The sequence below is a fragment of the Bombilactobacillus apium genome, from assembly GCF_013385145.1.
GTDB classification, from domain to species: Bacteria; Bacillota; Bacilli; order Lactobacillales; family Lactobacillaceae; genus Bombilactobacillus; species Bombilactobacillus apium.
Genome location: NZ_JABZEC010000004.1, coordinates 63,099 through 88,979 on the forward strand (window position 1 = coordinate 63,099; position 25,881 = coordinate 88,979).

Here is a 25,881-nt window from a genome sequence, read left to right on the forward strand (position 1 = left end):
TAGCTTAATCATACGATCACCAATATTATTTAAAAAACATGGGAGACACTATGATTAAGTATCTCCCACACACGACCTGCTTTTAAACTTTACCACTCAGATAAAAATTAGTATCTAATATGCCATAATCCAGATCCAGCTTCAGCTACCTGTCCCATTCCATTTAGAAATTTATACCACCATTTGTTACTATATCCTCTTCCACCACTCACAGAAGCTAATGTCTGCTCAGAAACTTCGTTATTTAATTTTGAAATTTGTTCTAAACTACTCATAAGAATATCTCCTTAAACAAATCTAAAATGTATTTATCACTGCTAAATAAACACTCACTATCAGACGAATTTATACAAACAATGAGTCACTCATAATTTTCTAAATTACTTTCCCCCTTCTTTTTCCATTTGCTAAACTTATCATTACAAACTATTATAAAAACTCATTGCTTGACTGTAATTTAAAATAGTTATTTGTTTAACACAAGCTATTCAGTAAAGACATTAAAAACTTACCAAGTAAGACCAATATAAACAGCTCTAATAAGTAAATTACAGTTAAAATTCGATAACTAAAGTTAAATAATATTTTTTAATAACCATATTATCAAGAATTAACCTCTTAATAAATAAGATAGATATATCAATAAGCTTGTGAAAAATCATAATAAATAGATTACTATTTGCCTTAATCGGTTGATCCATGGATATTTATGACTCCAATATTGAATAGATTTATCTTACGATATTTTAGTTGAAGCTTAACAAATAGTTTAAAAATAAATATTTAGATTCTGTCGATCCTAAGGACTAACACAGTTGGTTACATTTTTAACTGCTGTTCATTCTGACCAACGTTCTCAGTATCAAATTCTAAATTAATAGAATTACTCCAAAGTAATCAAACTTTTCAAGGTATGAGTCAAAAGGCGACTTTCTTTGATAAAACTCAGCTACTTGCGTTTGAACAGCTTGAGTAATATTAGAAATCGTGGTTGACGAATAAGCTATCTCCTATATCTTTTCAATTAATTGGGCTGTAGTCATACCATTTTGATAAAGATGTAAAACTGTGGTCTCCAAAGAATCACTACTCCTAGTATGAGGATCGAATACCTGGGGTAAGAAAACTCAATTACTATCTCAAATAATGAACAGGTTAACGTTTTTATAATCAGCATCAAAAGTTCGTTCATAATGACCATTATCAGAATTAAAACCAGTCCGATCATAGGTCTTGCAACCAAGATAGGCAGCTAGTTCTGTTTGGAGGAATTAATTCATAACTGGTTCCTGATGGGAACGAAAAAATTCTTTTAAATCTTGCTTCTAAGCTAGAACTGAAATGATATCTATATTAAGTTTATTCGTAGGGAATCTCATTGATTAAGTGCGGTCATTTTTAATCATACTGGGAATGTACGCCCTTTCCTAGTCAATTAAAATTTTCAATTATACATAATTATTTAAACACTCAATTATTAATCTATTAATCACTAATTTAATTATGATAAGGCTTTCTTTTGTTTTATAATAATATTAAATATACCTAAAGGTGTGGTGATTAATTTGAACATTGCAAATAAATTAAAACAGTATCGCCTAGATAAAAATATGACTCAAGCCGAAGTAGCCGAAAAACTCATGGTTTCGCGCAAAACTGTTTCCGGTTGGGAAAACGGCCGCAGTATTCCGGAAATTACGACTCTAGCTAGACTTAGTGACCTATATCAGGTCCCCATAGATACCATTATCAGGGATGATCAAGATATCCTTGGACCTTATACCGTAAATAATCATCCATCCTCTAAAAGTATCAAAATATACAACTACACTTATGGATCAACCTTTATTTTTCTGATTTTAGCTTATTTTCAAATGTACGGTTTTTTTCATTCTATTTTAATTATGCTGGGGCTGCTGACTTGTATAACAATAATTATCATGATCTATCCATATTGGAAAATCTATGCCAACAAAAAAAGATTAGCTTTACTGCTAATCTCCTATCTAGTCTTAATAATTAGTAACATCCTACTTATGCTACTAGATCCAATTTTTTTGAAATCTATGACCGACAACGAATATGCAAATGCCGGGTTAATTTTTGCGGAACTGCTTCATATAATATTCATCTCATCTGGAGAAATAGTAATTATTTTTCTAGCACCCATACGATTAATAAAATTCTGGTTACTTTTGCGCCATAAAAAATGAAATAAATCTATTAGTAAAGTCCCAAATTACATTTTTTCTTCTCCGGCCCCCGCTTACTTGCTGAAGCTTACTTTCATTTAAGATTTTAAAACTATTAATTGTCTTCAATCTGAATTCCCCCTTCATTTTTTATTTAATCCTCTATTAAGAATTAAATCAAGCTAACAACTTAAGACAAGTTATTAAAAATTAGTTCCAATGTGAACTATAATATTTCAAAAACTACTTAGATCTAACAATTCAAAACTCATTTTCTCTTACCGTCGTTGCCAACGGACTAAATAATTAGTCAAGAAAATCGTCGCAATTATCCCCAAGACAGCTAAGAGTAATTCTACAACCGCGGTAGCCAAAATCGTATTGTTGAAAATTTCGGCAACTGAATAATGAAGTTGCAAAAACCAGAGACCTAAAGTCAGATAACTACCAAAGAAGCCAAATAAAAGCGTATTAATGGCCGTTGAAATATTTTTAAAACCAATCGCTAAACCGGCGCGCCATAATCTAGCCGGAGAAATTTGCGGTTGTTGGTCAACAATTTCCCAAATTCCCGAACTGACAGCAATACTGGCTTCCGCTACTGCCCCTAAACTACTAAACAAGGTCACGACGACTTGAATTTGAGGAAATGATACTCCGACGGCTAAAACAAATTGTTCAATTTCATCCGTATCCTCCAGGGCAAAACCATGCCCAAAGGCGAGGTTAATTAAGATTTCTGCTAAAACTAATAAGCCGGCCAGGACGATCAAAGTACCCCAGATTGCGGTCTTGCGGGTGGCGGGATTTTGGGTATTGGGATAAATTGCCAAATAAACCAAAGCAATGGCCGCCAAAACTCCGACAATCAGAGCGGGAAACTGATCCGCAATTAACATCATCACTACTAATAAAACTAGAAAACTTCCCGCTAAGCTCAGGAAAATGATCCAACCTTGGCGGCCACAAACTAAAATTAGTAAAACTAAGAGAATCAACGTTAAGATCAGCATTTTTTTGAACCTCGCAACCAAAGTGCCGCCAAGCCGGCCGTTAAAGGAACCGCTAAGACTAAGGCAATTGCGCTCACAACGGTTTGGGTGTAACCCAAAGTCATTGTCCGCGACAAAGAAAAGGCTAAAGTATTGCCATTGCGCAAATAAAGGACGACCAAGGGAATTAATTCAGCTAAGAAAATATAAAATAAGATATTAATTAAGGGACCTAGGATCTCCCGACCAACATTTAAGCCGGAACGAAACAAAGCTGGCCGAGTGATAGTCGCTTTTTCTTGCAGTAATTGCTGCATGGAAGCCGTAATATCCCCAGTTTCATCCATTACCGCTCCTAAAACACCTAAAATTGTTTCCGCTAAAAAGACTAATTTGAAAGGTTGGATTCCATAATCCATCGTTTCGTAATAAATACCTTGATCATGACTTAGCTGCAAGACCAGGACACTAATCCCAATGGCAATCCCTGTACTAACCAAGGTCGCCCCTAAAGTGACCGCAAACTGTTGCGACCAGCCAAAAATCAGACCCAAAGTCAGAATGGTCATCACCCCCGCCAAAATACTAGCAGTCAACAAAATTTGCTGATTTTGTAAATGCGTGGTCCACATTAAGGCCAAAACAAAACAGGCCAAATTTAAGGCCACACTAATTAAAGCCCGCAACCCGGACCACTGCATCCAACCCAATAAAATAATGATAATTACAGCCAGAAAAGCCAACCAAACTCCCGATCGCTGGGGTCCTAAAATCTGCCAATTCTGCGCTTGCGAATTATAATGTAAGCGCAAATGACTGCCGACAAAATAGCGATTACTGGTCGCTTGCGATTCGTAATAAACATTAGTCAAAGTTAAATGCCGGCTCTGCCCGACAGGAACTTTGTGAATTAAACGTAATTGTAACTTTTGCTTCACCTGTTGATCATGATTTTCATATTCACTGTGCACCGTTTGCCGGTGTTGAACTTGAGCCTCTTCTACCACGGCAACAGTTTGCGAAGCTTGCTCTTGAAGCCAATAAGCCCCGCCACTCGCCAATAAAACTAGAGCCCCTAAAATCCAATAAAAGTGTCTTAATTTTGACATTCTTTTCACTCCTAGCCTCTATCTTATCAAATCTAGGCTAATTTTGCTTTTTGGCTTAGATTAATTTTATTGCTTGCTAGTTCAATTTTGCGCCCATTAGTTAGCCAAATATAAAAAAAGATCGACTCTTAAAGTCGATCTCTTCCTATTATAATATTTTCTTTAAGACTAGCAGATTAATACCAGTTATTTTGTAACCAGAACTTCTTAGCATTTTGCCATGAACCGTAACGGGATTGAACGTATTGGTTAGCAACCCGATCTTGGTTAGCAGCGGAGTAGTCACCGTTCAAGTAAGAAGAACTTAATTGATATTTACCTACATAGCTACCGTTAGCAGCGCCATAGTTACCACCGGATTCACGACCGGCAATCCATTCGCGAGCGGAATCTTCATCACCAGAAACGGTAACTGCTGGAGCAGCTTGTTGTTGAACTGGAGCTGGTGTTTGAGTAGCTGGAGCAGCTTGTTGTTGAACTGGAGCTTCTTGCTTTGCTTGGCTTGCTGCTGGTTGTTGATCTTCTTGGGCAACAGCTTGTTGAACAGTTGCAACTTCTGGGGTCTTTTGAACTTGCGTCTTGGTAGCGACACTTACTTGGCCGTTATCTTTAAAGATTAACTTTTGGCCGGGGAAAATTAAATCCACGTTTTGAATATTGTTATCAGTTGCGACTTGGTTTAACTTGCTTAAGTCGTTTTGAGTTTGCATCAAGATTTCGGAAAGAGTATCTCCGGACTTAACGGTGTAGATGCTGTCAGCGTTAGCTACCTTGGTAGCTCCTAAAAATGAAATTAATCCTAAAATAGTTGCGAATGCTACTTGTTTGATTTTCAAAATAATAATCTCCTTTAAAATGTTCAATCGAATTTGTGAGGTTGAAAACTTATATCTTTCAACAGGGAATATAGTATCAGATGAACATTACAACAATATTTCAGGAAAATTATAAATTTTGGCCTTTATTACAGAAGCATTACAAGGAATAACTTATTTATGATAGGGCCGCCCCGCATTAATCATAAAACTACGATAAATTTGCTCAGTCAAAACCAGGCGCATTAGCTGATGGGGCAAGGTAAAGCGGCCAAAAGACAATTGCCGTTGGGCCCGTTTCAAAACTGCTGGACTGAGCCCCAAAGAACCCCCAATAATAAAGGTAAATTGACTATGGCCATAGGTTGACAATTCTTGTAATTGTTGGGCTAAGTGTTCCGAAGTCCATTCTTGGCCACTAATTTCTAAGGCCAAGATATAGTCATCGGCCTTCACTTGACGCAAAATCCGTTCGCCTTCAATTTCTTTGACCTGGGCCATTTCCTTAGGACTCAAACTTTCCGGAGCCTGTTCGTCTTTAACCTCAATAATCTGAAAGTCACAAAAGGGACGCAAACGCTGGGCGTACTCGGCAATCCCTTGGCTAAAGAATTTCTTTTTGACTTTCCCGACGGCGATAATTTTAACCTTCATCTTTTTCTCCTTAGTTATCCACTGCTTAAATAATATTCGGAAATCCAATCCGACCCTATCCTTATCGGGTTTACTGGTTTTTTATAATCAGTTATCCCCAGTTTATACAACCAGTTGTGGATAACTTTTAAAATTCTCTAAAGTTTAATTTTGAGCTTATCCCCTGCTTTATCAACAGCATGTGGATAATTTTTAAATCTAATTATCCCCTATTTCTCAAATTAGGCGAAATTTAATTCCGATCATTAGTTGCGTCTTCTAAAAATAAAGTCCAGTTTTTAGTTAACCACTTCCGGACACTCCCCGAAATCAACTTTTGACTCAAAAGAAGCAAATGAAAAAGGAACTTTTCATCTGCTTCTCTCTTAATTATGGCTGTAATTACCTCGGCTGAGCTTAATTAGCTCGGGCTAATTTTAATTCAACTGTTTGTTGTTTACCTTCGCGATAGAATTGTAACTTCACAGTATCGCCCAGGGCATGACTATAGAGTTTCGTGTGCAATTCAGCAATATTCTTGACCTTCTTGCCGTCAAGAGCCGAAATTACGTCATACTTCTTCAAACCAGCTTTTTCGGCGACAGAGTTCTTATTCACAGAACCAACAATTACCCCTTCAGTCACATCACTTGGGAGTTTCAAAATCGAGCTTTGTTGGCTTTGTTGAACTTGGTCTAAGTCGATGACTTTGATCCCTAATTGGGGCCGTTCCACTTTCCCTTTTTCCACTAATTGATTAATAATTTTGACAACTTCGTTACTTGGGATCGCAAAACCCATCCCTTCAACGGAAGTTCCATCAGTACTCGAAGCTAATTTCATGGAATTAATTCCCACAACTTGGCCGGCGAGATTAATTAAAGGTCCGCCAGAATTTCCGGGGTTGATGGCCGTATCGGTCTGCAAAACGGTGGCTTGGCCCGTAGCTTGACCGGTCTTCTCATCAGTGGTATCAATGGTCCGATTCTTCGCTGAAATAATCCCGGAAGTTACGGAAGTTGCATACTGGCTTCCCAGAGGAGAACCGATCGCCAAAACTGATTCTCCCGGTTGAACAGCATCTGAGTTACCAAAACTAGCTGTTGACTTCACCTTGCTGCCATCAATCGAAAGGACAGCTAAATCCGTGACTTTATCAGTTCCCACTTTTTTAGCTTTAACTTTCGTTCCATCACTTAAAATAACTTCTAGTTTCTGTGATCCGGAAACCACATGATTATTAGTTGCTAAATAGGCCAAGTTTCCTTGCTTCTTATAGATAACTCCGGAACCTTCACTCGATTCTTTCAATTTATCTTTCGAAGAATTGGACCCGTTTTGGCTTCCATTACCGTTACTATTGCCATTGCCGTAAAGACTACCAAACAAGGAACTGAGACTATCGTCTTGCTGGACCTTTTGATAGTTAATCACGGATACCACGGAACCCTTAACTTTGTTAAAGGCATTGGTAGTTTGGTTGTTGGACTTTACCGTCATATTACTAGTTTGCGTAGTCCCGTTACTAGTAGTATTGGCATTAGTTGCCCCAAACTGGCTAAAGCCCCAATAACCGATTCCGGTTCCGATTAAAGCCGCAACCACAGCTACTAAAGCAATTTTCCATAACTCTTTACTGGATTGTTTCAAGATGATCTACCTCCTAATTAACTTCTATTTTAATCATTTTGAACCAAAAAATCATGGATTTTTTATTTATAAGCTTATTAAAGGCGTGGCTTGTAAAGCAGCCGTATCCCAAAGCCGAAAATCATGATCTACCGCGTAATCTCGGTCTTCCAAAAAATGAGCCACGGTCTGATGCGCCAAGTTTCGTTCATTATTATGGGGACTACGGTGACCCAAATAAACCTGTTTGGTCGCATTACCGATCACCTCACTCAAGGTGCGGGCGCTATCCAAATTAGAAAGATGACCTTCATCTCCCAAGATTCGCTGCTGCAAGGACCAAGGATAATTCCCCTGCCGGAGCATTTCAACATCGTGATTACATTCCAATAAAATTCCGTCGGCATTTTGAATCTGATATTTCACGCGATCAGAGACGTAACCCGTATCGGTCAAATCGATAAAAGATTTATTGTCATAATGTAAATTGTAAAATTGTGGATCGGCAGCATCATGGGAAACTCGAAAACTTTCAATCTCCAAATCCCCCAAACTAAGACAGCTTTCTGGGGCAAAAATATGCTGCTGTTCCAAAGGAACCTTCCCAATTTTGGGGGCCATCGCTTGCCAAGTTTTCTGATTGGCATAAATCGGGACTCCATAACGCCGCGCAAGAACACCCACGCCGCGAATATGATCGCTGTGTTCATGGGTCACCAAAATTGCCGCAATCTGCCGCATGTCACTGCCCACACTTTGCAACAAAGTTTGAATCTTTTTTCCCGATAAGCCGGCGTCGACCAAAATCTGCTCGTGTGGCGTCTTGACCAGTAGTGAATTGCCTTGACTGCTGCTGGCTAAAATACTAACTTGAAAACTATCTGCAGCCACTATGCCATCTCCTAATTACTTGTATCTTTAATAATTGTTCCGTTAAAAGCATTAATCCGGCGAATTTCGGGAACTTTACTATTTTTATTGACAAAACCTACATACCAAACCGGGATATAAACTGTACTTTCCCGAACCCGTAATAAACGTTTATAGGCCAAATCAATCCAGCGAATCCGGGCACCACTAGGGATTTCATTGTTGGTATACAAAATCTCAATCGCCCGTCTTTCACTGATTGTATTTTGTTTTTCTCGCAGAAAAGTTACTCCATTAATGTATGTTTGTTGATAACCAACCACTTTTCGACCTACAATTTGAAAAATTAATTGGCCTTCACGAGAATAAAATTGCCCTGAACCTTGCTTTTGAACATAGACCAAATTATGTTGATCTGAGAGATGGGGGGCATATTGATATTGATTGCCATACAAGATATTTTGATCTTTATTTTTCAGACGATTCAAAGTCTTTTGGGGAGCAGTTCGATTAACCGTCCACGGCACATCTAAGACACTATGCAATTGTCTTTTATTACCATCATAAGTTACTGCTTGATTTTTTAAGTCCGGATGGTTCTGTAAGATATTACTATCCTTACTGGCCAAATAATAACCTTGAGATGGCCGATCACTAGGGGTTTGATCCAAAACAATATTATCCTGGCTCATTTCCTTAGCTAAGGTCGTCGGACTAGAATTATTGGTCATCACCACCGCATTGCGGCTTTGATTGTAAGAAAAAAACAAAAAGATATCCAAAGCCACAAAAACGCAGAGGAAAATTATTTCAATCCGTTTAAAATCCACAGTTTAAGGCACCCCCTTTACTTCAACCAATCTTGGTAAGATTTCCATTGATCGTTAATTTTGACATAATAACTAGGCATTAAATCAACAACATCTTTATTTTCTAAATCATTATTCCAACTATATCCGAGCGTCAAATTTTGAATCTGAGAGCTACTATAACCAACCGCTTGCAATTGTTGTAAAACTGTTGTCGTCGCTGGCAATTCAATCGTTTTTTGTTCAGCAGGAACGGGAGCTTGCAAGACCCGATTAGAAAAGCGTAAGGTTTGCGAGCCATTAGCAAAACTCACCTCAGTACTCCCGGCTTTATTGGAGTGAAAAATCGGAAAACCTTCAACATAATCACGGAAACTCAAACGGTGTTCCGAAGCATCATAATTGAAGAGATAGAGACTATTCAAAGGATTACTAATCTGCTTTAAACTTTGGTAGGCCTTATTAAAAATCTCACTAGTAGTGGTCGCCAGCGTGAATTTTGAATAGTCATTAAAGACGACCACCCCGGTTTCCCGATCCACGGTCAACATTTTATTTTCTTTGCGATAAACATTCTCCTTCCCCGTCTTATGAGTGGTAATTTCTGTTCCCGAAGAAGAGCTTAAAAGATTGGCCAAGTAGGTGCTATCACTGGCTTTAACCACCAAATAACTAACCGGATGGAGTTTAACTGGCTTTAAATAGTTAATGCGTAAGTTATGGTTGATCATTTTTATTTCTACGGGAGCGGTAAAATTATTATGCTGCCAGAGCTGATTCAAACGCTGATAGTCTAAGCTTCGGACCTTTAATTTATGAACCGTATACCGATGATCATCAAGAAAATACAATTCCTGGGTCGAACTATCCTTATTTAAAGTCAAAATAACCCGATTTAACTTCTGATCAGTCTGGGGTCGTAAAATATTCTGTTTACCAATCGCCTGTAAAAAGGTACTCAAAGTTACCGTAGTCGGATAACTTAACTGCAGGGTGTGGTGGCGATGCAAGAGTTCTAGATAACGATTTTGATCTTGCTCAGAAACTCGGTGTAAAGGGCCCATTCTGGCTTTTTGTAAAACCTTCAAAATTTCTCCACTACCACTGGAACGATAATTATAAATTAAACGCTGTTGCTGAGAATCAGTCACAATGACTTCCGTGGGGGCGAAGACCTCACTAATTTTCTTCGTCGCTGCTAAATGGCGCCGGCCAAAAGACTGGACATTACTGTTAGCCGTCAAACCTTGTTGATATTTAGCGTTATTTGTCCAAATCAACCACGATAAAACTAAACTCACCAGCACGGCCAAAGATAAGCCAATTCCCAAAGCATAGTTACTCAGCCGTTTCGTCATCCCATTCACCTCCGGTTTCTGCAGGATTGTAAGGCAAGAGGATATAGAAAGTTGAGCCCCGATTTTCGGTACTATTAACCCAAATATGGCCCCCTTGAGCTTCAACAACTTCTTTAGCAATCGAAAGACCTAAGCCCGTGCCGCCTTGCTTGCGGGAACGCGCTTTATCCACCCGATAAAAACGATCAAAGATCCTTTTTAAATCTTTGCGCGGAATTCCCAGACCTTGATCAGCAATACTCAAGATGACATTATTTTGGGTATAAACCAAACGACAGGTGATTGTTCCCCCATCAGGTGAGTATTTGAGAGCATTATTTAAAATATTATCAATTGCTTGCGTAATCTTATCCGGGTCAATTTCCACCCAAAGATCACGGTGAGTCAAAAGACGCTTAATTTGATAACGTTTGGGCTGGACACCACTGTCAGCCAACTGTTTTTCTTGATCCTTTTGAATCATCATATCGAACCGATCCAAAATATAACTAAATAACTCATTGAAGTTCACTAATTCGACACTAATTTTAGCCGTTCCTTGATCTAAACGAGACAAGCTTAAGAGGGAGCTAATCATCCGAATCATCCGCTCGGTCTCTTCTTGAATCACATGTAAAAATTGTTTGGATAACTTCGGATCATCCATTGCTCCGTCACTCAAGGCTTCTTCATAACTGCGCAGGCTAGTCAAGGGCGTCCTTAATTCATGGGAAACATTGGAGACAAATTGGCGACGATCACGGTCAATTTTTTGCTGCTCAGTGACATCATGCAACACGCAAACCAAGCCGGTGACAAAGCCAGTACTGCGTTTAATTAGCGAAAAGTCAGCTTGCAAAATTAAGTTTTCCGGATCATTACCCGAGCGAATTTCCAAAATTCTCTCGGTTTGATTAGCCAACAAATCATCAAATTTAACTTGCTCGGTTAAAGCCAAAATTTCGATTAAAGATTGATTTTGCGTTTCTTGAGCTTCGACATTTAGGAGATCACAAGCTGTTTCATTAATAATTGTAATCTTTCCGTGGCGATCAGTTGCCAAAACTCCATCCGTCATCTGCCGTAAAACACTATCTAGTCGATTTCTTTCCGCATCGGAATTTTCACGTTCTTCTTCTACTTTAATAGAAAGATTATTCACGGCTTGAGCTAGTTGACCCAATTCATCTTGACTATAAATTCGAACTTGCCCGAAATAATCTCCCTCCGCCATATGAAAGGCCTGCTGCTTCATTTCGGAAATTGGCCGCGTAATCGCTCGCGCAACAACAATGGAAATAATCGCCCCCATTAAACCCGCGACCAGAGAAGCGATGAAGAAAGTTGAAACAATATCGTTAATATTTTTATAAATTTGATCCATATCTGCTCGAATATAGACGGCTCCGACAACCGTATTACTATCCCCATTGGAATTAATCATCGGTGTAATCGCGACATAATAACTCCCATCGCGATCATCATGTAAAATTTTGGTAAATTTGCGTCCAGAATATAAAACTCGCTTAACTTCTGTATTCGTAGTCCGGCGACCAATCAATTCCGAATTATTAGCTGACTTCGTCGCCACAATTTTGCCTTGGCTATCAACGACTTTCATTTCTGAAATTTGCGGACTACTATATTCTTTAATCAAAGTTCGAATTTTACGACCTGAACCAGTTGTATTCTGGGCCAAATTCGTCGCCAGAGGAGTCGCAACATAGGAAGGTAATTGAACTTGCGTTTCAAAACTCTCAATATTTTGTTGCTCCAAACGGTGCACAAAATAAGCTCCAATAATTTCAATCGTACTCAACAGTAACAAGATGAAGATAATTAAAATTTTAAACTGGATTGATCTAAAAAACCGTGCTTTTTTCTTCACAATAAGACTCCATTACTCCAATTATCAACTAACACTAGTTGGAAAATTAATCGGCGTTTTGTTCACCTTCCGGGATCTGTAAATAATAACCAACCCCCCGCCGAGTAATTAAATACTGGGGCGAACTAGGATCGGTCTCAATCTTCTCCCGCAGCCGGCGAACCGTCACATCAACTGTCCGGACATCCCCAAAGTAATCATAACCCCAAACCGTTTGCAGTAAATTCTCCCGAGTCATCACTTGCCCAATATGTTGGGCCAAATAATAAAGCAGCTCAAATTCGCGATGCGTTAACTCAATTTCATGCTTTTGCTTACTGACACTGTAAGCATCCGGTGAAATTACTAGTTCACCAACGCGAACATCAGAATTGGTTTGCGTTTCTTCTTGACTTAAATTAACACTTTGCCGACGTAAATTAGCTTTCACTCGGGCTACTAGTTCGCGGTTGGAAAAAGGTTTGGTCACATAATCATCCGCCCCCATTTCCAGCCCCAAAACTTTGTCTAGTTCAGAATCCTTAGCGGTTAACATAATAATCGGAATATCTTTGGTTTTACGAACTTGACGAGCTACTTCTAAGCCGTCAATTTTGGGGAGCATCAAGTCTAAAATAATCAAATTAGGCTGCTCCGCCTCGACTTTTTCCAAGGCTTCTTCGCCATCAAAGGCCACAACCGTATCGTAGCCTTCTTTGCCCAAATTATATTTAATAATATCTGAGATCGTTTTTTCGTCATCGACGATTAAAATCTTATTAGCCATTCCCGAAATCCCTCCTTGATCTTCTGTTTCAGTATACTAACTTTTGTAAGGAATGACAAAATTTGTTCAAATAAATCTTGCACTGGTCTAGAGGATATGATAATATATCTTTTGTATTCAAATGGGTGGTTAGCTCAGCTGGCAGAGCAACGGACTCTTAATCCGTGGGTCCAGGGTTCGATCCCCTGACCACCCATTAGTGAAAACCCCTTGGTCTCAATAATACCTAATGGTAGATATTGTGATTTTTCATTTAATACAATAAAAACCCCTACTCTTAGCAGTAGGGGTTTTTATTGTATTAAGATTGAATTAATTCGGGCTCTCTAAAATCTAGCCTTAGTTTCTCTTCTGGAGACCAAGCGCACTCGGCTAGCCTATAAACGGTCTAGCTATTTTTTTACAATCATTAATTCGGCAGTTAAATTTACTGAGCTTGAGTTATTTTTCCATAACGGTTGGCAAATTCATTATTATAAGCTTTACCACTCGCATCGTGAGCAACATCCCAATTGGCTGACCAAGTCATCAAACCTTTGACCGGATTACCGGCAGCTTTTAAGCGATCCAAAGCGGTCAAGACAGCTTGCGGATCTTCTACATAGCCACTTCCAGCAGCATCACGGTTGGCCGGTAAACCTAAAACTAACTTATCAGCAGGAACTTGCACGAAAGTCCGACTTCCATGAATCATCGAATCCGCCATATAATAGAGGAAATCTGCTTTTCGAGCATCATTATTTTGCGAGATCCAAGCACTAATTTCGTCGACCCAGACGCCATCGCCCCCTTGGTTATACAACTGTGGCGAAACGTAGTCATAGTAACCTTCTAAGTCTTGAATATATTGAGCGTAAGGTAAGCCGACCTTCATATTCGGAAATTCTGGGGCCATTGTGATCACAAAGTTCTTACCTTCGGCGCGATAGTGATCTTTGACAATCTTCAAAGCTGCTGGCAAAACAGTTTGGTTATCCCCTGCCGTAATTGCCCCTTGCTCCAAATCAATATCCAGACCATCAAAACCATAAACCGAAACCAGACGCATAATTTCTTGAGCTAGAGCCTGCTCATCACCCTTTTTCAACTGGATGTGCGCATCTGCTCCACCTAAAGCAATTAAGACCGAACGGTTCTGTTTATTCAAAGCCCCAACTTCTTGACGAAATTCTTGGTCGGTCTCTTTATAAGGTTTAAAAGTCGGAATTCGGTTAGTTCCATCACTTTTCATGAAAGCAACGGGAACAACATTGTAAGCTGGATTGACTTGAGACAGCTTGATTTCTGCCGACGTTCCCTGCTTATAACCATCATGACCCGCGGACTTCCAGTTATGCCAATAGCCTTCCAAGACCTTCTTTTGGCTGACATCAACCATTTTCGCGGCTTCATCAGCTTGAGCTGAAGTAGACAAAGTCCCGAAGCCAATGCCTAAACCAGCAATCGCCGTTGCCAGTAGGGTCCAATTTTTCTTATTTTTCCACATCGAATTTCCCTCCCGAAAATAAATTAAATATGGAAACTAAAAATTGTTATCAGTTTGATAACAATTTAATTTTATAATATTTTCACAAGCATTAAAAATAATTTGCCTGCTATATATTATAAATATTTATAAAAAAAGTGTGTATTTTACCAACTAGACACTATTTTTTATGTCTAAAAAACGCATTAACTTGAAGATAATCAGTAATGACTAGAGTTCCCCCCAGAATTAAAACAAGGTAAATTCCTAACCAAGTCGCTAAGATTACCCAGTCAGCTCCGGGATGATGTCGACTCTCCTGCCACAAATGGATGACGGCCGGAATTCGGGTCACTAAGCGCCCGATGATGAAAACAGTAGCCCAAAAGAAGGCCCGACGAAAGGCAACCTTGAGCTTTTTTTCATTTTCTTTGCCGTTTTTTCCGCCGATCTTGATGTTGCCGAAAGTTAAGATAGACCGCCAAAATCAAGGTGAAGAAGACGACCAAAGTCAAATAGACCCCCAAATACATCCCCAATAACTTAACTATTCCCAGCCGTTGACAACTAGTTTGAAAAGATTGTTGAAAGTTGGACCATTTCGTAAGGATGGGCGCGATCATCAGCAACAAAGAAATTGCTAGGGCACCCTTAAAAGCTGGTTTGAAAACTTTTTTCATTTTTATTCCACCTCAAGTTTTTGTACCTTATTATAACAAGCCCGCTTCCGGGAACAAATCAGAATTCTGCACCATACAAAAAAAGTGCCCTTTTCAGGACACTTGGTTAGGAGAAGTTAGCTCCTTCTTAAAACTATTTTTCCAAAGCTTGTAATTTTTGGTTATCATCCAATTGCGAAATTCCCATCAGATGTCTTCTTTGTAAGAGCTGCATCGCCCAGAAGAGAAGTACTAGAGAAACTAGCGTAATCCCCACTAAGATTGATAATGAAGAAACTACTGTACTGGTTCCCAGACCGGAAGTAATTGCCTGCCGGAAACTCAAAATCGAGTAGGTCATCGGTAAGAAGGGATGAATGGCATTAAAGAAGCCATTGGTGATTTCCATCGGGAAGGTCCCGCCAGAACCACCCAGTTGTAACATTAAGAGCACCATGGCGAGAAAACGTCCGGGATTGTCCAAGAGCATCGATAAGAACATAATCAAAAACATCGAGCAGAGTGAGAAAATAATCGTCGTTAGATAAAAGGTTCCTAGGTGGTCGACTTTTAAGCCGCCAACCATAATCAAAGTTGCTTCAACCAAGGCCATTCCCACCGCTACTACGGCGCCAATTGAAACTTTACTCCAGAACCACTCAGTCGCGGACCTTCCAACCATCGAAACTCGCCGAATTGGATAAGCAAAGTTGAAGACGATGGCCCCAACATATAAGGCTAAGGATAAAACATAAGGTGCTAACGCATGCCCATAATTAGGTACATAACTGTAATTAGTATGCTTTTGCTTGGTTGGTTCAGCAAACATTGAGAGGTTTTGCGGAGTGATCTTAATGCCGTTCACTGTTTGCGCCCCATCAGTTAAGGACTTGCTGAGTTGATCACTACCCTTACTCAACTTCTGACTTCCAGCCAACAGTTGCGCCGAGTTACCATCTAAAGTCGAAGCCCCGGTTGCTAATTGATTAATCCCCGAAGTCAACTGATTGCCACCGGCACTTAGTTGATTAATGCCGTTAGTTAAGGTTGGTACTGACTGATTGAATTGTTGCAAACCACCGGTTAATTGTTGCGAACCGGCAACTAGTCCCGTCGGTACGGTAGTCCCATTTAAGGCTCCTTGAATACTTTGTAAGCCCCCAGATAATTGGGTAATCGCTTGATTAGCCCCCGGTAAAGCAACCTTTGCACCCGCGGATAATTGGGCGACCCCGGTTTGCAGTTGGGTTAACTGCGAGTTTAATTTATTAAGATCAATTTGATTTGCTTTGCTTTTAACTGCCGTCAAGGATTTTCCAACACTTTGCGTGGATTCACCAGCAGCAATTAAATCTGCTTTCACACCTTGTAAAGTATTGCCTAAATTACCTTGAACTTGTTGCGCTTGCTGTTGAGACTCACTAACTTGGCCTGCGATTTTGCCTACTCCGGCTTGAATTACTCCCTGAACAACAGCTTGTTGTTGCGGCGTTAATCCTTGTTCTCCTTGAAGCTTCTGGTTAATGCCCCCCATCATTTGTTGGGTAACTTGATTACTATCAAGCTGCGGTGTTTGCACACTTCCGGCGACATTTTGAAGGCTACTTAGTTTTTCACCAGCATCTTTAATTTTACTACCGACATTTTCTAAGTCCGTTTGAACAGAACCCATTTGACTGGTAAGGCTACTAAACTGACTCAAGTTCAACTTATTCCCGTTAACTTGTTGGTTCAAAGTCTGAATTCCGGCATTCAACTGCGGTAAAGCCGCTTGCAGTTGTTTGATTTGAGCCTGTTTATCAGCCGTGTTGCTAGCATTAACTGCTCCTTGCAATTGTTGTAGGCCCTGAGTTAACTGGTTTGATCCGTTGTAAAGTTGGCCGACACCGGAAGCTAGCGGTTGAACGCTTTGTTGCAATTGACTCAAACCACCAACTAATGGTTGGGTCTTAACTTTTAAGGTTTGGACACCCTTATTAACTTGGGAAACCCCGGCCGTATATTGCGTTAGGCCATCGTTCAAGGTGACGGTTCCTGAATTTAACTGGGTTGCCCCATCAGCAGCTTGATTCATTCCCTTGCCCACGACCTTCAATTGACTGAACATCGCGCTAGCATAGGCATTAGTCACTGCCGCCCGAATTTTCTTCTCGAGATTAGTTACTCCCATTTCACTAATAACTTCCCCGATATAATTCAAAGAGTCATTAGTTTGGTAACGTAATTCCATTTTCTTCGGTTTGGACGATAAAACGGTAGTTGCATTTTCAGAAAAATTCTTGGGAATTGTAATAACCGTGTAGTATTTCTTATCTTTAATTCCCTGTTTCGCTGTCTCTGCCGAAACAAAACGCCAACCTAATTGTTTATTTTGTTTTAAATTGGCGACTGTCTGCTGCCCGACGTTCAAGGTTTTACCTTGATATTGGACTGGCCGGTCTTCATTAACTACCGCAATCGGTAGGTTTTGGGTACTTCCATAAGGATCCCATACTGAACGCAAGAAGAAAATTGCGTATAAAAACGGAATCAGCGTAATAACTAACACCGATATTAAGAGCAAGCGGTTATGGCCAATGGCCTTCCATTCGTTTTTAATCATCCACTTCAATCCCTTTCCTTAGTCTTCTTTAATTTCACTAAGCTGTAACTGCAATAAACCTGCAAATTCATGATCTCTTTGTTGCTGATCTTTAGGTAAAAAGCCCATCACTTCAATAAAAGTAAAGCCTAAAACTGAACTTAAGAGAGTTTGAACGTACGATTCCGCATCCAGATGTCGCAATTTGACACTAGCAACTAATTTATGCAATAAGTCCAAAACTTTACTCATTGCCTGATAAAAATCACTTTCTTGGTCAAAATTGTGGACATGGTACAGCAATTCTACCATGCGCCCTTGGTTTTCCAAATAATCATGCGCCACTAAAGCATATTTTTGGAAAGCGGCTTTCCCGCTCAAGCCAACTAAACTTTCGACAACTAGTTGGTAGAGTTCATTCATAAAACCCGCGCCAATTTGACCGATCAAGTCATCTAGATTTTTAAAATAGTTATATAAGGACTGAGATCGAATATTCAGCTCCTTAGCTAACCGGGGAAAAGTCAAAGCTCCCATTCCTTCACGATAAATAATCGTCCGGCCAGTTTCGAGAACCTGTTCTCGATTGATCCTTTGGTTACTCATTTCTTCACTCCTTCAACTAGAAGTTTTAAATCTACAATGTGTAATTTTAATACGTGACTTTGAAAATTTCAAGCAGAAAATCAGATTTTTTTCAGGAAAAAAAGCAGTGCCCAGTTTTTCCTGGAGCACTGCTTTATTTTTCAAAAAATTATTTTTTAACTTGGCTCAGATCTAGCCCCAAAGCTTGCGCAACCCGAGTCCCATAATCAGAATCAGCTTGATAAAACTGACGTGTTGCCAGCAACTTAATTTCGGCATCAGAAACCGAGCCTAGACTTCCCACTATGGCCTCAATCAGCCGATCTTGTTCATCTTTCGACATTAGTCGATACAAGCGCCCGGCAGCGGAGTAATAGTCAGGATCATAGGGTTCATAATTTCCCTCTCGGCCGGTCAGAGGATTTCCGTGAATCTGACTGCTGGGGTCAGCCTGCGGTCCATCATGACCACTAGGAGCATAATTAACCGCTTTTCCTTGACCTTGGGCCATCACGCCGTCGCGCTCATAGTTATGGACCTCATTGAGGGGCCGATTGACTGCTAATTGATCATAGTTGGCACCTAGACGATAACGAGCTGCGTCATGGTAAGCAAACAAACGTCCTTGTAAAACTTTATCCGGCGAAGGTTCAATTCCCGAGACTAAGTTAGCCGGGGAAAAGGCTGCTTCTTCAATATCTGTAAAGTAATTCGTGGGATTTTGATTTAAAGTAAATTCTCCGACTTCGACTAAAGGATAGTCGTGATGGGAGACGACTTTGGTAACATCAAAAAGATCATACTTATAATCCCAACCTTCTTCATAAGGAATAATCTGAACATAAACTTTCCAACTTGGGTAGTCACCTTGGGCGATTGCATCATACAAGTCATGCAATAAATAATCCGGATCTTCGCTGGCTAATTTAGTCGCGATCTTCGCACTCATATTTTGAACACCTTGATTACTCAAGAAGTGATACTTAATCCAATACTGCTCACCTTGAGCATTAACCCACTTGAAAGTATGGCTGCCATAGCCATTCATCGTCCGATAACTGGCGGGATTTCCCCGATCCCCCATCAAATAAGTTACTTGATGTAAGGCTTCGGGATAATGGGCCCAAAAGTCCCACTGCATCTCATCACTCCGTAAGTGAGTTTGCGGATCTCTTTTTTGCGAATGAATAAAATCAGGAAACTTCAAAGGGTCATTGATGAAAAAGACCGGCGTGTTGTTTCCGACAATATCATAATTTCCAGCTTGCGTGTAAAAACGAAGCGCAAAGCCCCGAACATCTCGAATGGTATCTGGGTAGCCTGATTCTCCCGCCACTTGAGAAAAACGTGCCAAAACTGGCGTCATTTTATTTTGGCCACAAAATAAATCCGCCGTTGTGTAATCACTCATATCATAGGTCAAGGTAAAGATTCCTTTGGCGCCGGCTCCTTTAGCATGTACCACTCGTTCCGGAATTCTTTCCCGGTTAAAATGGGCCAGCTTCTCTAATAGCTGGTAATCTTGCATTAGAACTGGTCCTCGGACACCGGCAGTTTGAGAATGGTCGTTGTTTCCCCAAGCTTGTCCAGAACTAGTCGTCAACTTATCTGTCATCGATGGTTCCTCCCTTGCGAACAATATCTCGTTCTTTATTCACCATAAAACGATTTTCACACGGAAGCAAACATTCTGACTTTAAGCAAATAGGTGGAGTTTGCCAATCCGTTCGCAAGCTTCACTAAAGCGCGGTTCATCAATCAAGAGGCCAATGCGGACATAACCTTCTCCGCCAGCGCCAAAGCCACTGCCTGGAGCCACGGCAACTCCAGCTTCTTTTAACAATAAATCGGAAAATTCTGCACTACTATAACCTTCAGGAACTGGCATCCAAGCATAGAAAGATCCACCACTCGGATAAGGCTCCCAGCCAATCTGACGCGCCGCTTTTTCAAAGTCTGCCCGGCGTTGTTGGTACAACTGTGCCAACTTTTGAACAGTCTTTTGATCACTTTCTAAGGCCGCCACTCCGGCTTCTTGAATTGCGGGAAAAACACTGACAAATAAGTGATCTTGAATTAAATTCAACGCCTCAATCATTTCCGGATTTCCGACCGCAAAACCCAAACGCCAACCAGCCATGTTATAGGTCTTGGACAAAGTATACATTTCAATTCCGACTTCTTTAGCTCCTGGAGTTTGCAGAAAGCTGCGCGGCTTAGTCCCGGTTGCGCCCAAAGCTCCGTAAGCAAAGTCATGTACAATTCCAATTTGATTTTCCCGGGCAAAGTCGACTGTTTGCCGAAAGAATTCTGCGGTCGCCACTGCTCCCGTGGGATTATTAGGGTAATTTAAGTAGAGATACTTGGCGGCGGCCGCTACTTGGGGATCTAATTCTTGATAATCTAGCAAATAATTATTCTCCCGGCGTAAACGGAAAAGCTCCAAATGAACTTGGGCCAAAGCAACTCCCGACAGATAATCAGGATAACCGGGATCAGGCAACAATAAAGTCTCCCCGGGATTCATCAAGGCTAAAGGCAACTCAACCAAGCCAATTTTGGATCCCCCCAGAACGGCGATTTCGGTCTCGGGATCCAGTTGCACACCATACTCGTGTTGATAAAAATCAGCAGCAGCTTCTTTAAAGCTTGGCATGCCTCGGAAGAGAGAATACTTATGGTTTTCCGCTTTAGCCGTTGCTTTTTGCATGGCCTGAACAATAAAAGCGGGCGTTGGTTGATCGGGGTTCCCCTGACCTAAATTAATAACGTCAACTCCCGCCGCAATTTGGGCATTAACATTGTTAACTAAAGTAGCGAAAAACTGCGTGGGCAAGCCCTGTAAGACTTTCGATTCCGGAAACTTCATTTGCTAATCCCCCTGTTAGATTTCAAATCAAATCCATATTTTTAATTTAAATTAATTAATTCAAATTTTAATTCATAAAAATATAATGTCAAGGCTGAATAACAGCTTTTCGGCCACAAAAAAAGACTTCTTTTCTAGAAAAAAGAAATCTTCGAATTATTTGAACTTAGATTAAAACTGTAATGGCGGCGGCGACTAAAATCAAAGCTAAACCAATGAGGGTGACCGTCATTTCTTTGCCCGTCTTCTTTTGATTGAGGAACCAAATTCCTGTCAAGGTACCCAAGATCACCGAAGTTTGTGACAAAATAAAGCCGGTGGCTAAGCCATTGACATTTGGCTGGGCAGAAATTAAGTAGGTCAAGGCTGCAAAAGCAAAGAAAAGGCCGGAAAAAATGTGTTGGTAGGAAACAGTTTCCAAGATCGCAAATTTTTCCCCTTTGCCGGCAAGGACGATTGCGTAAATTAAAGCTACTAAGAACATCCCCATTGCTTGTGGTAAAAAGGCCTCCATTCCCGTAATATTGGTGGCTTGCGGAGCAGCGGAATAAGCCCAGTAGCCAATTTCTCCAATCGCCAGTAAAATTATCGCTTGCTGTAATAATTTTTGATCACTGGCGCTTTTCTTTTCACTCCAAACCGTCATCGAAGCTCCGATAATAATCAAGATGAGCGCTACAGCTCCTAATACTTTGGCCATTACTCCGGGCCAATTTCCTAAGGCTAAAACTCCCCACAGGGAAGCGCCTAACAATTGAAAAGCAGTGGTGATCGGCATGACCCGCGAAGAACCAACTAAAGTAAAACTTTTAAAGGTAAAGATTTGGGCACAACCCCAACCAACACCCGATAAAATCGCAAAAATTAAATTTTTACCAGTGGGAAAACTGACCTGATTGACTATTAGAACTACCCCCGCAAAGAGAAGAGTTCCAAAAGTGGATCCCAAGATTTGATTGACAGGACGGCCGCCAATTTTCGACGCAATCGTTGGATACAGGCCCCAGCCTAACAGGGGTCCTAAGCCAACTAGTAAAGCAAACATACTCATCTAGCATTTCTCCTCTAACTAATTTTCTGAAAAAAGCGTTTTACTTTCAGACGTATCTTACCATTATATTAGAAAAGTTATCACAATGACACTTTAATTTCTGGACTCGGCAAATTAGGAAGCTAGTGCCCAGCGACAACAACTAAAAAGTAAGCCACATGAGAGTAGTTGAATCTCATTTGGCTCACGAGGGTAGGATCAGGGGATTCCTTTTCGAAACAGGAAGCCCCCTATTTCTTTTCCAGTTCTGTCCGATAAGGGATCGAGCTTTGCGCGCCTGGACGTTGAACCGTCAAAGCTGAAGCCTGATTGCCAAATTTAATGGCCGCAACCATCTTGGTCAACTGCGGGTCGAGAAAACTAGCTAGAGCACCAATAAAAGTGTCCCCAGCAGCAGTGGTGTCCACGGCTTCAACTCGATAAGCGGGAATTAGCTGACTGGCTTGACCTGATGCAGACCAAAAAGCACCTCGACTCCCAAGCGTAATAATCACCTGCTCGATGCCTTTGGCCTGCAACTTTTGGGCAGCTTGCTCCGCACTTTCTTGATCCACAACTGCGACGCCCGTCAAAATCTGTGCTTCGGTTTCATTAGGAATAATCAAATCAGTCAACTCTAACAGTTTCGGGGACAGATCAGCTTGGGCGGGTGCAGGATTTAAAATCGTTACCGCCCCATGCTCATGAGCTAACTCAAAAGCAGCCTGAGTGCATTCCAGGGGGCTCTCAAATTGGGCGATAACGAAGTCACTGTCGGCAATTAATTGGGCTTGGCTTCTGACTTGCTCTGGAGTAAATTCTTGATTGGCGCCGCCGTGAATCATAATCTGATTTTCACCGGCATCATCAACAACCACGTAAGCTTGCCCAGTTGCCACTTGGGGCAAAACTTGAATTCCTTTAGTTTGAAGTCCTTCTTTTTTTAGCTGGGCTAAGATATCCTGGCCCGCAGCGTCATCACCAACGGCGCCAATAAAATTGGTTTGCGCGCCCAAACGCTGGGCAGCAACCGCTTGATTGGCTCCTTTGCCTCCATGAGCCGTAAAAAGTTCCTTAGTATGAATTGTTTCACCAGCCCGGGGCATCTTTTGAACCCGAATCGTCCGATCTAAATTAATACTTCCAACTACCGTTACCGTATTCATAACTGCTCCTCCTCGTATAAGTAGAAATCATTTCAAGTTGTAGCTACGTTTTGAGCTACTCATGAATTTCTTCTTCTTAATTATACCCATTTCCAGAGATTCTTTTGGCAAAAAAAATCCTCCCAACTCCAATCGGAGTCAGCAGGATTTGCAAATCAACTTAGGCCGTGAAAACAGTGGTCTCGACAGTTTCTACATATTTAGCACTTTGTGGTTTAAAGTACAACTGTTCACCATTATCGAGACACAAGTGAGCTTGGGCAATAATTTCCATTTCTTCTTTTACCTTTTCGGCAGTTAAAAGCGGATCAGGAGTAGCACAAGTCAAAGTATGTTTCTTGGAACTATCACTGGTAAAGACTAATTTTAAAACTTTCATTTTATCATCCTTTCTCTTAGACGGGAGTAATCATTGAATGCACCGTTAATTGGGCGCCAACTAATTGAGAATTAGTGCTTAAAGCAGCTAAGGCTTGCCCGACAGCCAAGACTTGCGCATCATTGGGGCTCGCAACCACTTTACTAATCTTTTGTTGCACTGTAGTTTCTGATCCTGGTTGAGTGAATTGATAATTAAGGCTGGTATCTTGCCAAGCCCGTTGAGCAGTTGTCGTCATAAAAATGACTCCTTTCCAAAATTAGTGTAGGTCTCATTCCTAGCTAGGTTTTCTTGCCTACACCCTTAGTAACGTTGCTCTTTTGTAAAACGGAACTTATGTAAATTATTTTTTCTCAAAACTCTACCTAGTTTAAGCCGTTGGCTGGCAAACTAACCTTAAATTTTCTAGAACTTTAGTATTTCCCGGAAAATATTTTCTACATTTATCTAATTTAGGAATCCCATTTAGTAAGGAAAAACAATTAAAAGCATCCAGCTTATGTCAGATGATTTTCTAAGTAAAATTAGCATTAATTAATTAAAAAACGGCGGAATTTCAGGGTTATTTTAAAACAATATCCTTGTTGGCTCTTCATTTCTATTTAAAATAATCGTTTTCATTGATTAATTAATCAGATCATATTCTCCGTCAGTTACAAATTCAATTAGTTGTGCAACTTATCAATTAAACAAGGAGTAAATCTTTATTCTCTTTTAAATTAAACCATAAATAGATTTATCTATTACAATGAGCTTTAGATAGTTAAAAATTTGTATTTTTTAATCAGTATTTCGAGCCAGCAAAAAAAGCCCTTTCTAATTATTAGAAAGGACCATCGATATTTCCTGGGAAATTTTATAAATAATGCCAGCTTAAATTCCCGAAAATCACTTCACCGCGAATGTAAATCCGGGGATTCTCTGCTGGACGCGGATCGTGCCGCAGCGAAGTCGTACTCCCCATGATCGGTACGGTTTCATCAATTACCTGACAATCACGAGGCAAGAACAGTTCTACATGACCCATGACTACATCTAAGTCAATGATTATATCGTTGGTTGGTTTTTCGGAGGTTAAATAAATCTTCAAACTAGACATTACCGTATCGATTTTCAATTTTCGAAAATTGTTATCGGGTAAATAACGCATGCTACTCATCATCAGGGCATCAATATTAACTACTTCTGCATTCCGAACTGTTTCTTCAGTCGTAGCCGACTTTCCGGAACGACAAGACGGTGTCCAAGATCGAACCCGATAACGTTGTAACCAAGGGGCTAATAAAATTGAAAGTCCGGCCTGCAGTAAAACCGCCACAATAAAAAGGATGAACGGAGAAACCATCCCCAAATGTAAAGTATCGGCATTAAAAATGATGAAGAAGGCTATTGCGTAATACATCACTTCAAACAACCTTCGATTCCAACCCCAAAGGAAAATCACCAATAAAACGGCCGTCGAGATAAATTTTCCAGAGCCTAAAAAGGGAAGATCGATTATTTGGTTCAAGAGTAATAAAAAGGCCAATAAAATAAAGATGATCCCCCAAAAATAGCGTCTACTTCGTTTCATAAACTTTCTCCTCCCGTTAAGTATTGCCTTACCTGTTGATAATATTTACGTGAAACAAAAACTTCTTTCGGTGTATTTTGAAAAGTAATCCGCGTCTGTCCCATCGTATGTTCTAAAGAATAAATTGCCTGAAGATTTAAAATCGTTGACTTAGAAACCCGCATGAAAGTGCTAGGTAGTAACTCTTCCAACTGATAAAGGTGAAGGCGCGTTTGGTAGGCTTGCTCCCCCGTATGCGCTTGGACTTGCCGGGCGAAAGTTTCAAAAAACAAAATCTCTTGCACAGCTAAATAATATTCTCGGTCACCTTGATAAAATAATAACTTTTCCCGAGAAACACTAAGTTCCTGCAAATTTTGGGCGATTTGTTGAACCTGTGCATCAATTTGCGGAGTTTGAATCACCACTTGAGTTTGCTTTAGAACAGAATTCACCTCGATTTCAACTTTCATCTTGGCCTGAGCTCCCCCCTTTACTATATGTCTAGTAAACCATGCCGAAAAAAATAAACCAACCCTTCTGGGCTAAGTGGTT

Annotated in this window: 26 protein-coding genes and 1 tRNA gene; 2 read left to right on the forward strand and 25 right to left on the reverse strand. The window is 40.4% G+C overall.

Going from position 1 to position 25,881, the window contains the following annotated elements:
* Positions 1 to 107: 107 nt before the first annotated feature.
* Positions 108 to 275 carry a bacteriocin gene (locus tag HU830_RS05085; RefSeq protein WP_176942707.1) on the reverse strand — a complete coding sequence of 56 codons (168 nt, stop codon included), beginning with the start codon at positions 273 to 275 and terminating at the stop codon, positions 108 to 110.
* Between the two features lie 1,290 nt (positions 276 to 1,565).
* Here HU830_RS05085 and HU830_RS05090 point away from each other — a divergent pair.
* Positions 1,566 to 2,213: a helix-turn-helix transcriptional regulator gene (locus HU830_RS05090; protein WP_176942708.1), complete on the forward strand. Its 648-nt coding sequence runs from the start codon at positions 1,566 to 1,568 to the stop codon at positions 2,211 to 2,213.
* Here HU830_RS05090 and HU830_RS09195 read toward each other — a convergent pair.
* The 11 genes from HU830_RS09195 to yycF all read right to left on the reverse strand — a co-directional run bounded on the left by HU830_RS09195 (position 2,190) and on the right by yycF (position 13,040).
* Positions 2,190 to 2,339 (reverse strand): bacteriocin, encoded by a 150-nt coding sequence (locus HU830_RS09195; RefSeq protein WP_407647487.1) that lies wholly within the window; start codon positions 2,337 to 2,339, stop codon positions 2,190 to 2,192. The genes HU830_RS05090 and HU830_RS09195 overlap by 24 nt on opposite strands.
* A gap of 131 nt (positions 2,340 to 2,470) precedes the next feature.
* Positions 2,471 to 3,205, reverse strand: coding sequence for a YibE/F family protein (locus HU830_RS05100; protein WP_176942710.1), 735 nt, complete (start codon positions 3,203 to 3,205; stop codon positions 2,471 to 2,473).
* Positions 3,199 to 4,293 carry a YibE/F family protein gene (locus tag HU830_RS05105; protein WP_176942711.1) on the reverse strand — a complete coding sequence of 365 codons (1,095 nt, stop codon included), beginning with the start codon at positions 4,291 to 4,293 and terminating at the stop codon, positions 3,199 to 3,201. Before HU830_RS05105 ends, HU830_RS05100 begins: the two co-directional genes overlap by 7 nt.
* Before the next feature lie 176 nt (positions 4,294 to 4,469).
* Positions 4,470 to 5,129 carry an aggregation-promoting factor gene (gene apf, locus HU830_RS05110; protein WP_194946729.1) on the reverse strand — a complete coding sequence of 220 codons (660 nt, stop codon included), beginning with the start codon at positions 5,127 to 5,129 and terminating at the stop codon, positions 4,470 to 4,472.
* A gap of 153 nt (positions 5,130 to 5,282) precedes the next feature.
* On the reverse strand, positions 5,283 to 5,762 hold the full coding sequence (gene rlmH, locus HU830_RS05115; protein ID WP_176942712.1) for a 23S rRNA (pseudouridine(1915)-N(3))-methyltransferase RlmH: 480 nt from the start codon (positions 5,760 to 5,762) through the stop codon (positions 5,283 to 5,285).
* A gap of 396 nt (positions 5,763 to 6,158) precedes the next feature.
* Positions 6,159 to 7,391, reverse strand: a complete 1,233-nt coding sequence (locus tag HU830_RS05120; protein ID WP_176942713.1) for a S1C family serine protease — start codon at positions 7,389 to 7,391, stop codon at positions 6,159 to 6,161.
* Positions 7,392 to 7,457: 66 nt separating this feature from the next.
* Positions 7,458 to 8,261, reverse strand: coding sequence for an MBL fold metallo-hydrolase (locus tag HU830_RS05125; protein ID WP_176942714.1), 804 nt, complete (start codon positions 8,259 to 8,261; stop codon positions 7,458 to 7,460).
* An 11-nt stretch (positions 8,262 to 8,272) separates the two neighbouring features.
* Positions 8,273 to 9,070, reverse strand: a complete 798-nt coding sequence (locus HU830_RS05130; protein ID WP_176942715.1) for a two-component system regulatory protein YycI — start codon at positions 9,068 to 9,070, stop codon at positions 8,273 to 8,275.
* A 17-nt stretch (positions 9,071 to 9,087) separates the two neighbouring features.
* Positions 9,088 to 10,407 carry a YycH family regulatory protein gene (locus HU830_RS05135; RefSeq protein ID WP_176942716.1) on the reverse strand — a complete coding sequence of 440 codons (1,320 nt, stop codon included), beginning with the start codon at positions 10,405 to 10,407 and terminating at the stop codon, positions 9,088 to 9,090.
* Complete coding sequence (walK, locus tag HU830_RS05140) at positions 10,388 to 12,274, reverse strand: cell wall metabolism sensor histidine kinase WalK (RefSeq protein WP_176942717.1); 1,887 nt, start codon at positions 12,272 to 12,274, stop codon at positions 10,388 to 10,390. Before walK ends, HU830_RS05135 begins: the two co-directional genes overlap by 20 nt.
* Before the next feature lie 46 nt (positions 12,275 to 12,320).
* Positions 12,321 to 13,040 (reverse strand): response regulator YycF, encoded by a 720-nt coding sequence (gene yycF, locus HU830_RS05145; RefSeq protein WP_176942718.1) that lies wholly within the window; start codon positions 13,038 to 13,040, stop codon positions 12,321 to 12,323.
* A 123-nt stretch (positions 13,041 to 13,163) separates the two neighbouring features.
* On the opposite strand from yycF, the gene HU830_RS05150 reads away from it, so the two are divergent.
* Positions 13,164 to 13,236 (forward strand) — tRNA-Lys (locus tag HU830_RS05150).
* Between the two features lie 231 nt (positions 13,237 to 13,467).
* On the opposite strand, the gene HU830_RS05155 is transcribed toward HU830_RS05150, so the two are convergent.
* The 13 genes from HU830_RS05155 to HU830_RS05215 form a co-directional block, all read right to left on the reverse strand.
* A complete protein-coding gene (locus HU830_RS05155; RefSeq protein ID WP_228765829.1) occupies positions 13,468 to 14,418 on the reverse strand; it encodes a glycosyl hydrolase family 18 protein in 951 nt (316 codons plus the stop codon).
* A gap of 268 nt (positions 14,419 to 14,686) precedes the next feature.
* Positions 14,687 to 14,860, reverse strand: coding sequence for a hypothetical protein (locus HU830_RS05160; RefSeq protein ID WP_176942720.1), 174 nt, complete (start codon positions 14,858 to 14,860; stop codon positions 14,687 to 14,689).
* Between the two features lie 67 nt (positions 14,861 to 14,927).
* The gene (locus HU830_RS05165; protein ID WP_176942721.1) at positions 14,928 to 15,185 is read right to left on the reverse strand and encodes a hypothetical protein; all 258 of its coding nucleotides are present in this window, start codon (positions 15,183 to 15,185) and stop codon (positions 14,928 to 14,930) included.
* A gap of 133 nt (positions 15,186 to 15,318) precedes the next feature.
* Positions 15,319 to 17,766, reverse strand: coding sequence for a YhgE/Pip domain-containing protein (locus HU830_RS05170; protein WP_176942722.1), 2,448 nt, complete (start codon positions 17,764 to 17,766; stop codon positions 15,319 to 15,321).
* Between the two features lie 18 nt (positions 17,767 to 17,784).
* On the reverse strand, positions 17,785 to 18,351 hold the full coding sequence (locus HU830_RS05175; protein WP_176942723.1) for a TetR/AcrR family transcriptional regulator: 567 nt from the start codon (positions 18,349 to 18,351) through the stop codon (positions 17,785 to 17,787).
* Positions 18,352 to 18,499: 148 nt separating this feature from the next.
* The gene (locus HU830_RS05180; protein ID WP_176942724.1) at positions 18,500 to 19,945 is read right to left on the reverse strand and encodes a catalase; all 1,446 of its coding nucleotides are present in this window, start codon (positions 19,943 to 19,945) and stop codon (positions 18,500 to 18,502) included.
* 81 nt (positions 19,946 to 20,026) lie between these two features.
* The gene (locus HU830_RS05185; protein WP_176942725.1) at positions 20,027 to 21,199 is read right to left on the reverse strand and encodes a pyridoxal phosphate-dependent aminotransferase; all 1,173 of its coding nucleotides are present in this window, start codon (positions 21,197 to 21,199) and stop codon (positions 20,027 to 20,029) included.
* Between the two features lie 166 nt (positions 21,200 to 21,365).
* Positions 21,366 to 22,250: a ribose/proton symporter RbsU gene (rbsU, locus tag HU830_RS05190; RefSeq protein WP_176942726.1), complete on the reverse strand. Its 885-nt coding sequence runs from the start codon at positions 22,248 to 22,250 to the stop codon at positions 21,366 to 21,368.
* Between the two features lie 230 nt (positions 22,251 to 22,480).
* Entirely contained in the window at positions 22,481 to 23,395 is a 915-nt protein-coding gene (rbsK, locus tag HU830_RS05195; protein WP_176942727.1) for a ribokinase, read from the reverse strand.
* 160 nt (positions 23,396 to 23,555) lie between these two features.
* A complete protein-coding gene (locus HU830_RS05200; protein ID WP_176942728.1) occupies positions 23,556 to 23,774 on the reverse strand; it encodes a DUF2922 domain-containing protein in 219 nt (72 codons plus the stop codon).
* 16 nt (positions 23,775 to 23,790) lie between these two features.
* The gene (locus tag HU830_RS05205; protein WP_176942729.1) at positions 23,791 to 24,012 is read right to left on the reverse strand and encodes a DUF1659 domain-containing protein; all 222 of its coding nucleotides are present in this window, start codon (positions 24,010 to 24,012) and stop codon (positions 23,791 to 23,793) included.
* A gap of 618 nt (positions 24,013 to 24,630) precedes the next feature.
* Positions 24,631 to 25,347 carry a hypothetical protein gene (locus tag HU830_RS05210; RefSeq protein ID WP_176942730.1) on the reverse strand — a complete coding sequence of 239 codons (717 nt, stop codon included), beginning with the start codon at positions 25,345 to 25,347 and terminating at the stop codon, positions 24,631 to 24,633.
* Positions 25,344 to 25,799: a LytTR family DNA-binding domain-containing protein gene (locus HU830_RS05215; RefSeq protein WP_176942731.1), complete on the reverse strand. Its 456-nt coding sequence runs from the start codon at positions 25,797 to 25,799 to the stop codon at positions 25,344 to 25,346. Before HU830_RS05215 ends, HU830_RS05210 begins: the two co-directional genes overlap by 4 nt.
* Between the last annotated feature and the right edge of the window lie 82 nt (positions 25,800 to 25,881).

Excerpts from the sequence above, each read along its gene's own strand:
- HU830_RS05165 (WP_176942721.1), bottom strand. The coding sequence starts at position 15,185 with ATGAAAAAAGTTTTCAAACCAGCTTTTAAGGGTGCCCTAGCAATTTCT.
- rbsK (WP_176942727.1), bottom strand. The coding sequence starts at position 23,395 with ATGAATACGGTAACGGTAGTTGGAAGTATTAATTTAGATCGGACGATT.
- HU830_RS05205 (WP_176942729.1), bottom strand. The coding sequence starts at position 24,012 with ATGACGACAACTGCTCAACGGGCTTGGCAAGATACCAGCCTTAATTAT.
- HU830_RS05155 (WP_228765829.1), bottom strand. The coding sequence starts at position 14,418 with ATGGTTGATGTCAGCCAAAAGAAGGTCTTGGAAGGCTATTGGCATAAC.
- HU830_RS09195 (WP_407647487.1), bottom strand. The coding sequence starts at position 2,339 with ATGAAGGGGGAATTCAGATTGAAGACAATTAATAGTTTTAAAATCTTA.
- HU830_RS05185 (WP_176942725.1), bottom strand. The coding sequence starts at position 21,199 with ATGAAGTTTCCGGAATCGAAAGTCTTACAGGGCTTGCCCACGCAGTTT.
- HU830_RS05135 (WP_176942716.1), bottom strand. The coding sequence starts at position 10,407 with ATGACGAAACGGCTGAGTAACTATGCTTTGGGAATTGGCTTATCTTTG.
- HU830_RS05100 (WP_176942710.1), bottom strand. The coding sequence starts at position 3,205 with ATGCTGATCTTAACGTTGATTCTCTTAGTTTTACTAATTTTAGTTTGT.
- rlmH (WP_176942712.1), bottom strand. The coding sequence starts at position 5,762 with ATGAAGGTTAAAATTATCGCCGTCGGGAAAGTCAAAAAGAAATTCTTT.
- HU830_RS05085 (WP_176942707.1), bottom strand. The coding sequence starts at position 275 with ATGAGTAGTTTAGAACAAATTTCAAAATTAAATAACGAAGTTTCTGAG.
- HU830_RS05215 (WP_176942731.1), bottom strand. The coding sequence starts at position 25,799 with ATGAAAGTTGAAATCGAGGTGAATTCTGTTCTAAAGCAAACTCAAGTG.
- rbsU (WP_176942726.1), bottom strand. The coding sequence starts at position 22,250 with ATGAGTATGTTTGCTTTACTAGTTGGCTTAGGACCCCTGTTAGGCTGG.
- yycF (WP_176942718.1), bottom strand. The coding sequence starts at position 13,040 with ATGGCTAATAAGATTTTAATCGTCGATGACGAAAAAACGATCTCAGAT.
- HU830_RS05200 (WP_176942728.1), bottom strand. The coding sequence starts at position 23,774 with ATGAAAGTTTTAAAATTAGTCTTTACCAGTGATAGTTCCAAGAAACAT.
- HU830_RS05180 (WP_176942724.1), bottom strand. The coding sequence starts at position 19,945 with ATGACAGATAAGTTGACGACTAGTTCTGGACAAGCTTGGGGAAACAAC.
- HU830_RS05170 (WP_176942722.1), bottom strand. The coding sequence starts at position 17,766 with ATGATTAAAAACGAATGGAAGGCCATTGGCCATAACCGCTTGCTCTTA.
- HU830_RS05210 (WP_176942730.1), bottom strand. The coding sequence starts at position 25,347 with ATGAAACGAAGTAGACGCTATTTTTGGGGGATCATCTTTATTTTATTG.
- HU830_RS05175 (WP_176942723.1), bottom strand. The coding sequence starts at position 18,351 with ATGAGTAACCAAAGGATCAATCGAGAACAGGTTCTCGAAACTGGCCGG.
- HU830_RS05105 (WP_176942711.1), bottom strand. The coding sequence starts at position 4,293 with ATGTCAAAATTAAGACACTTTTATTGGATTTTAGGGGCTCTAGTTTTA.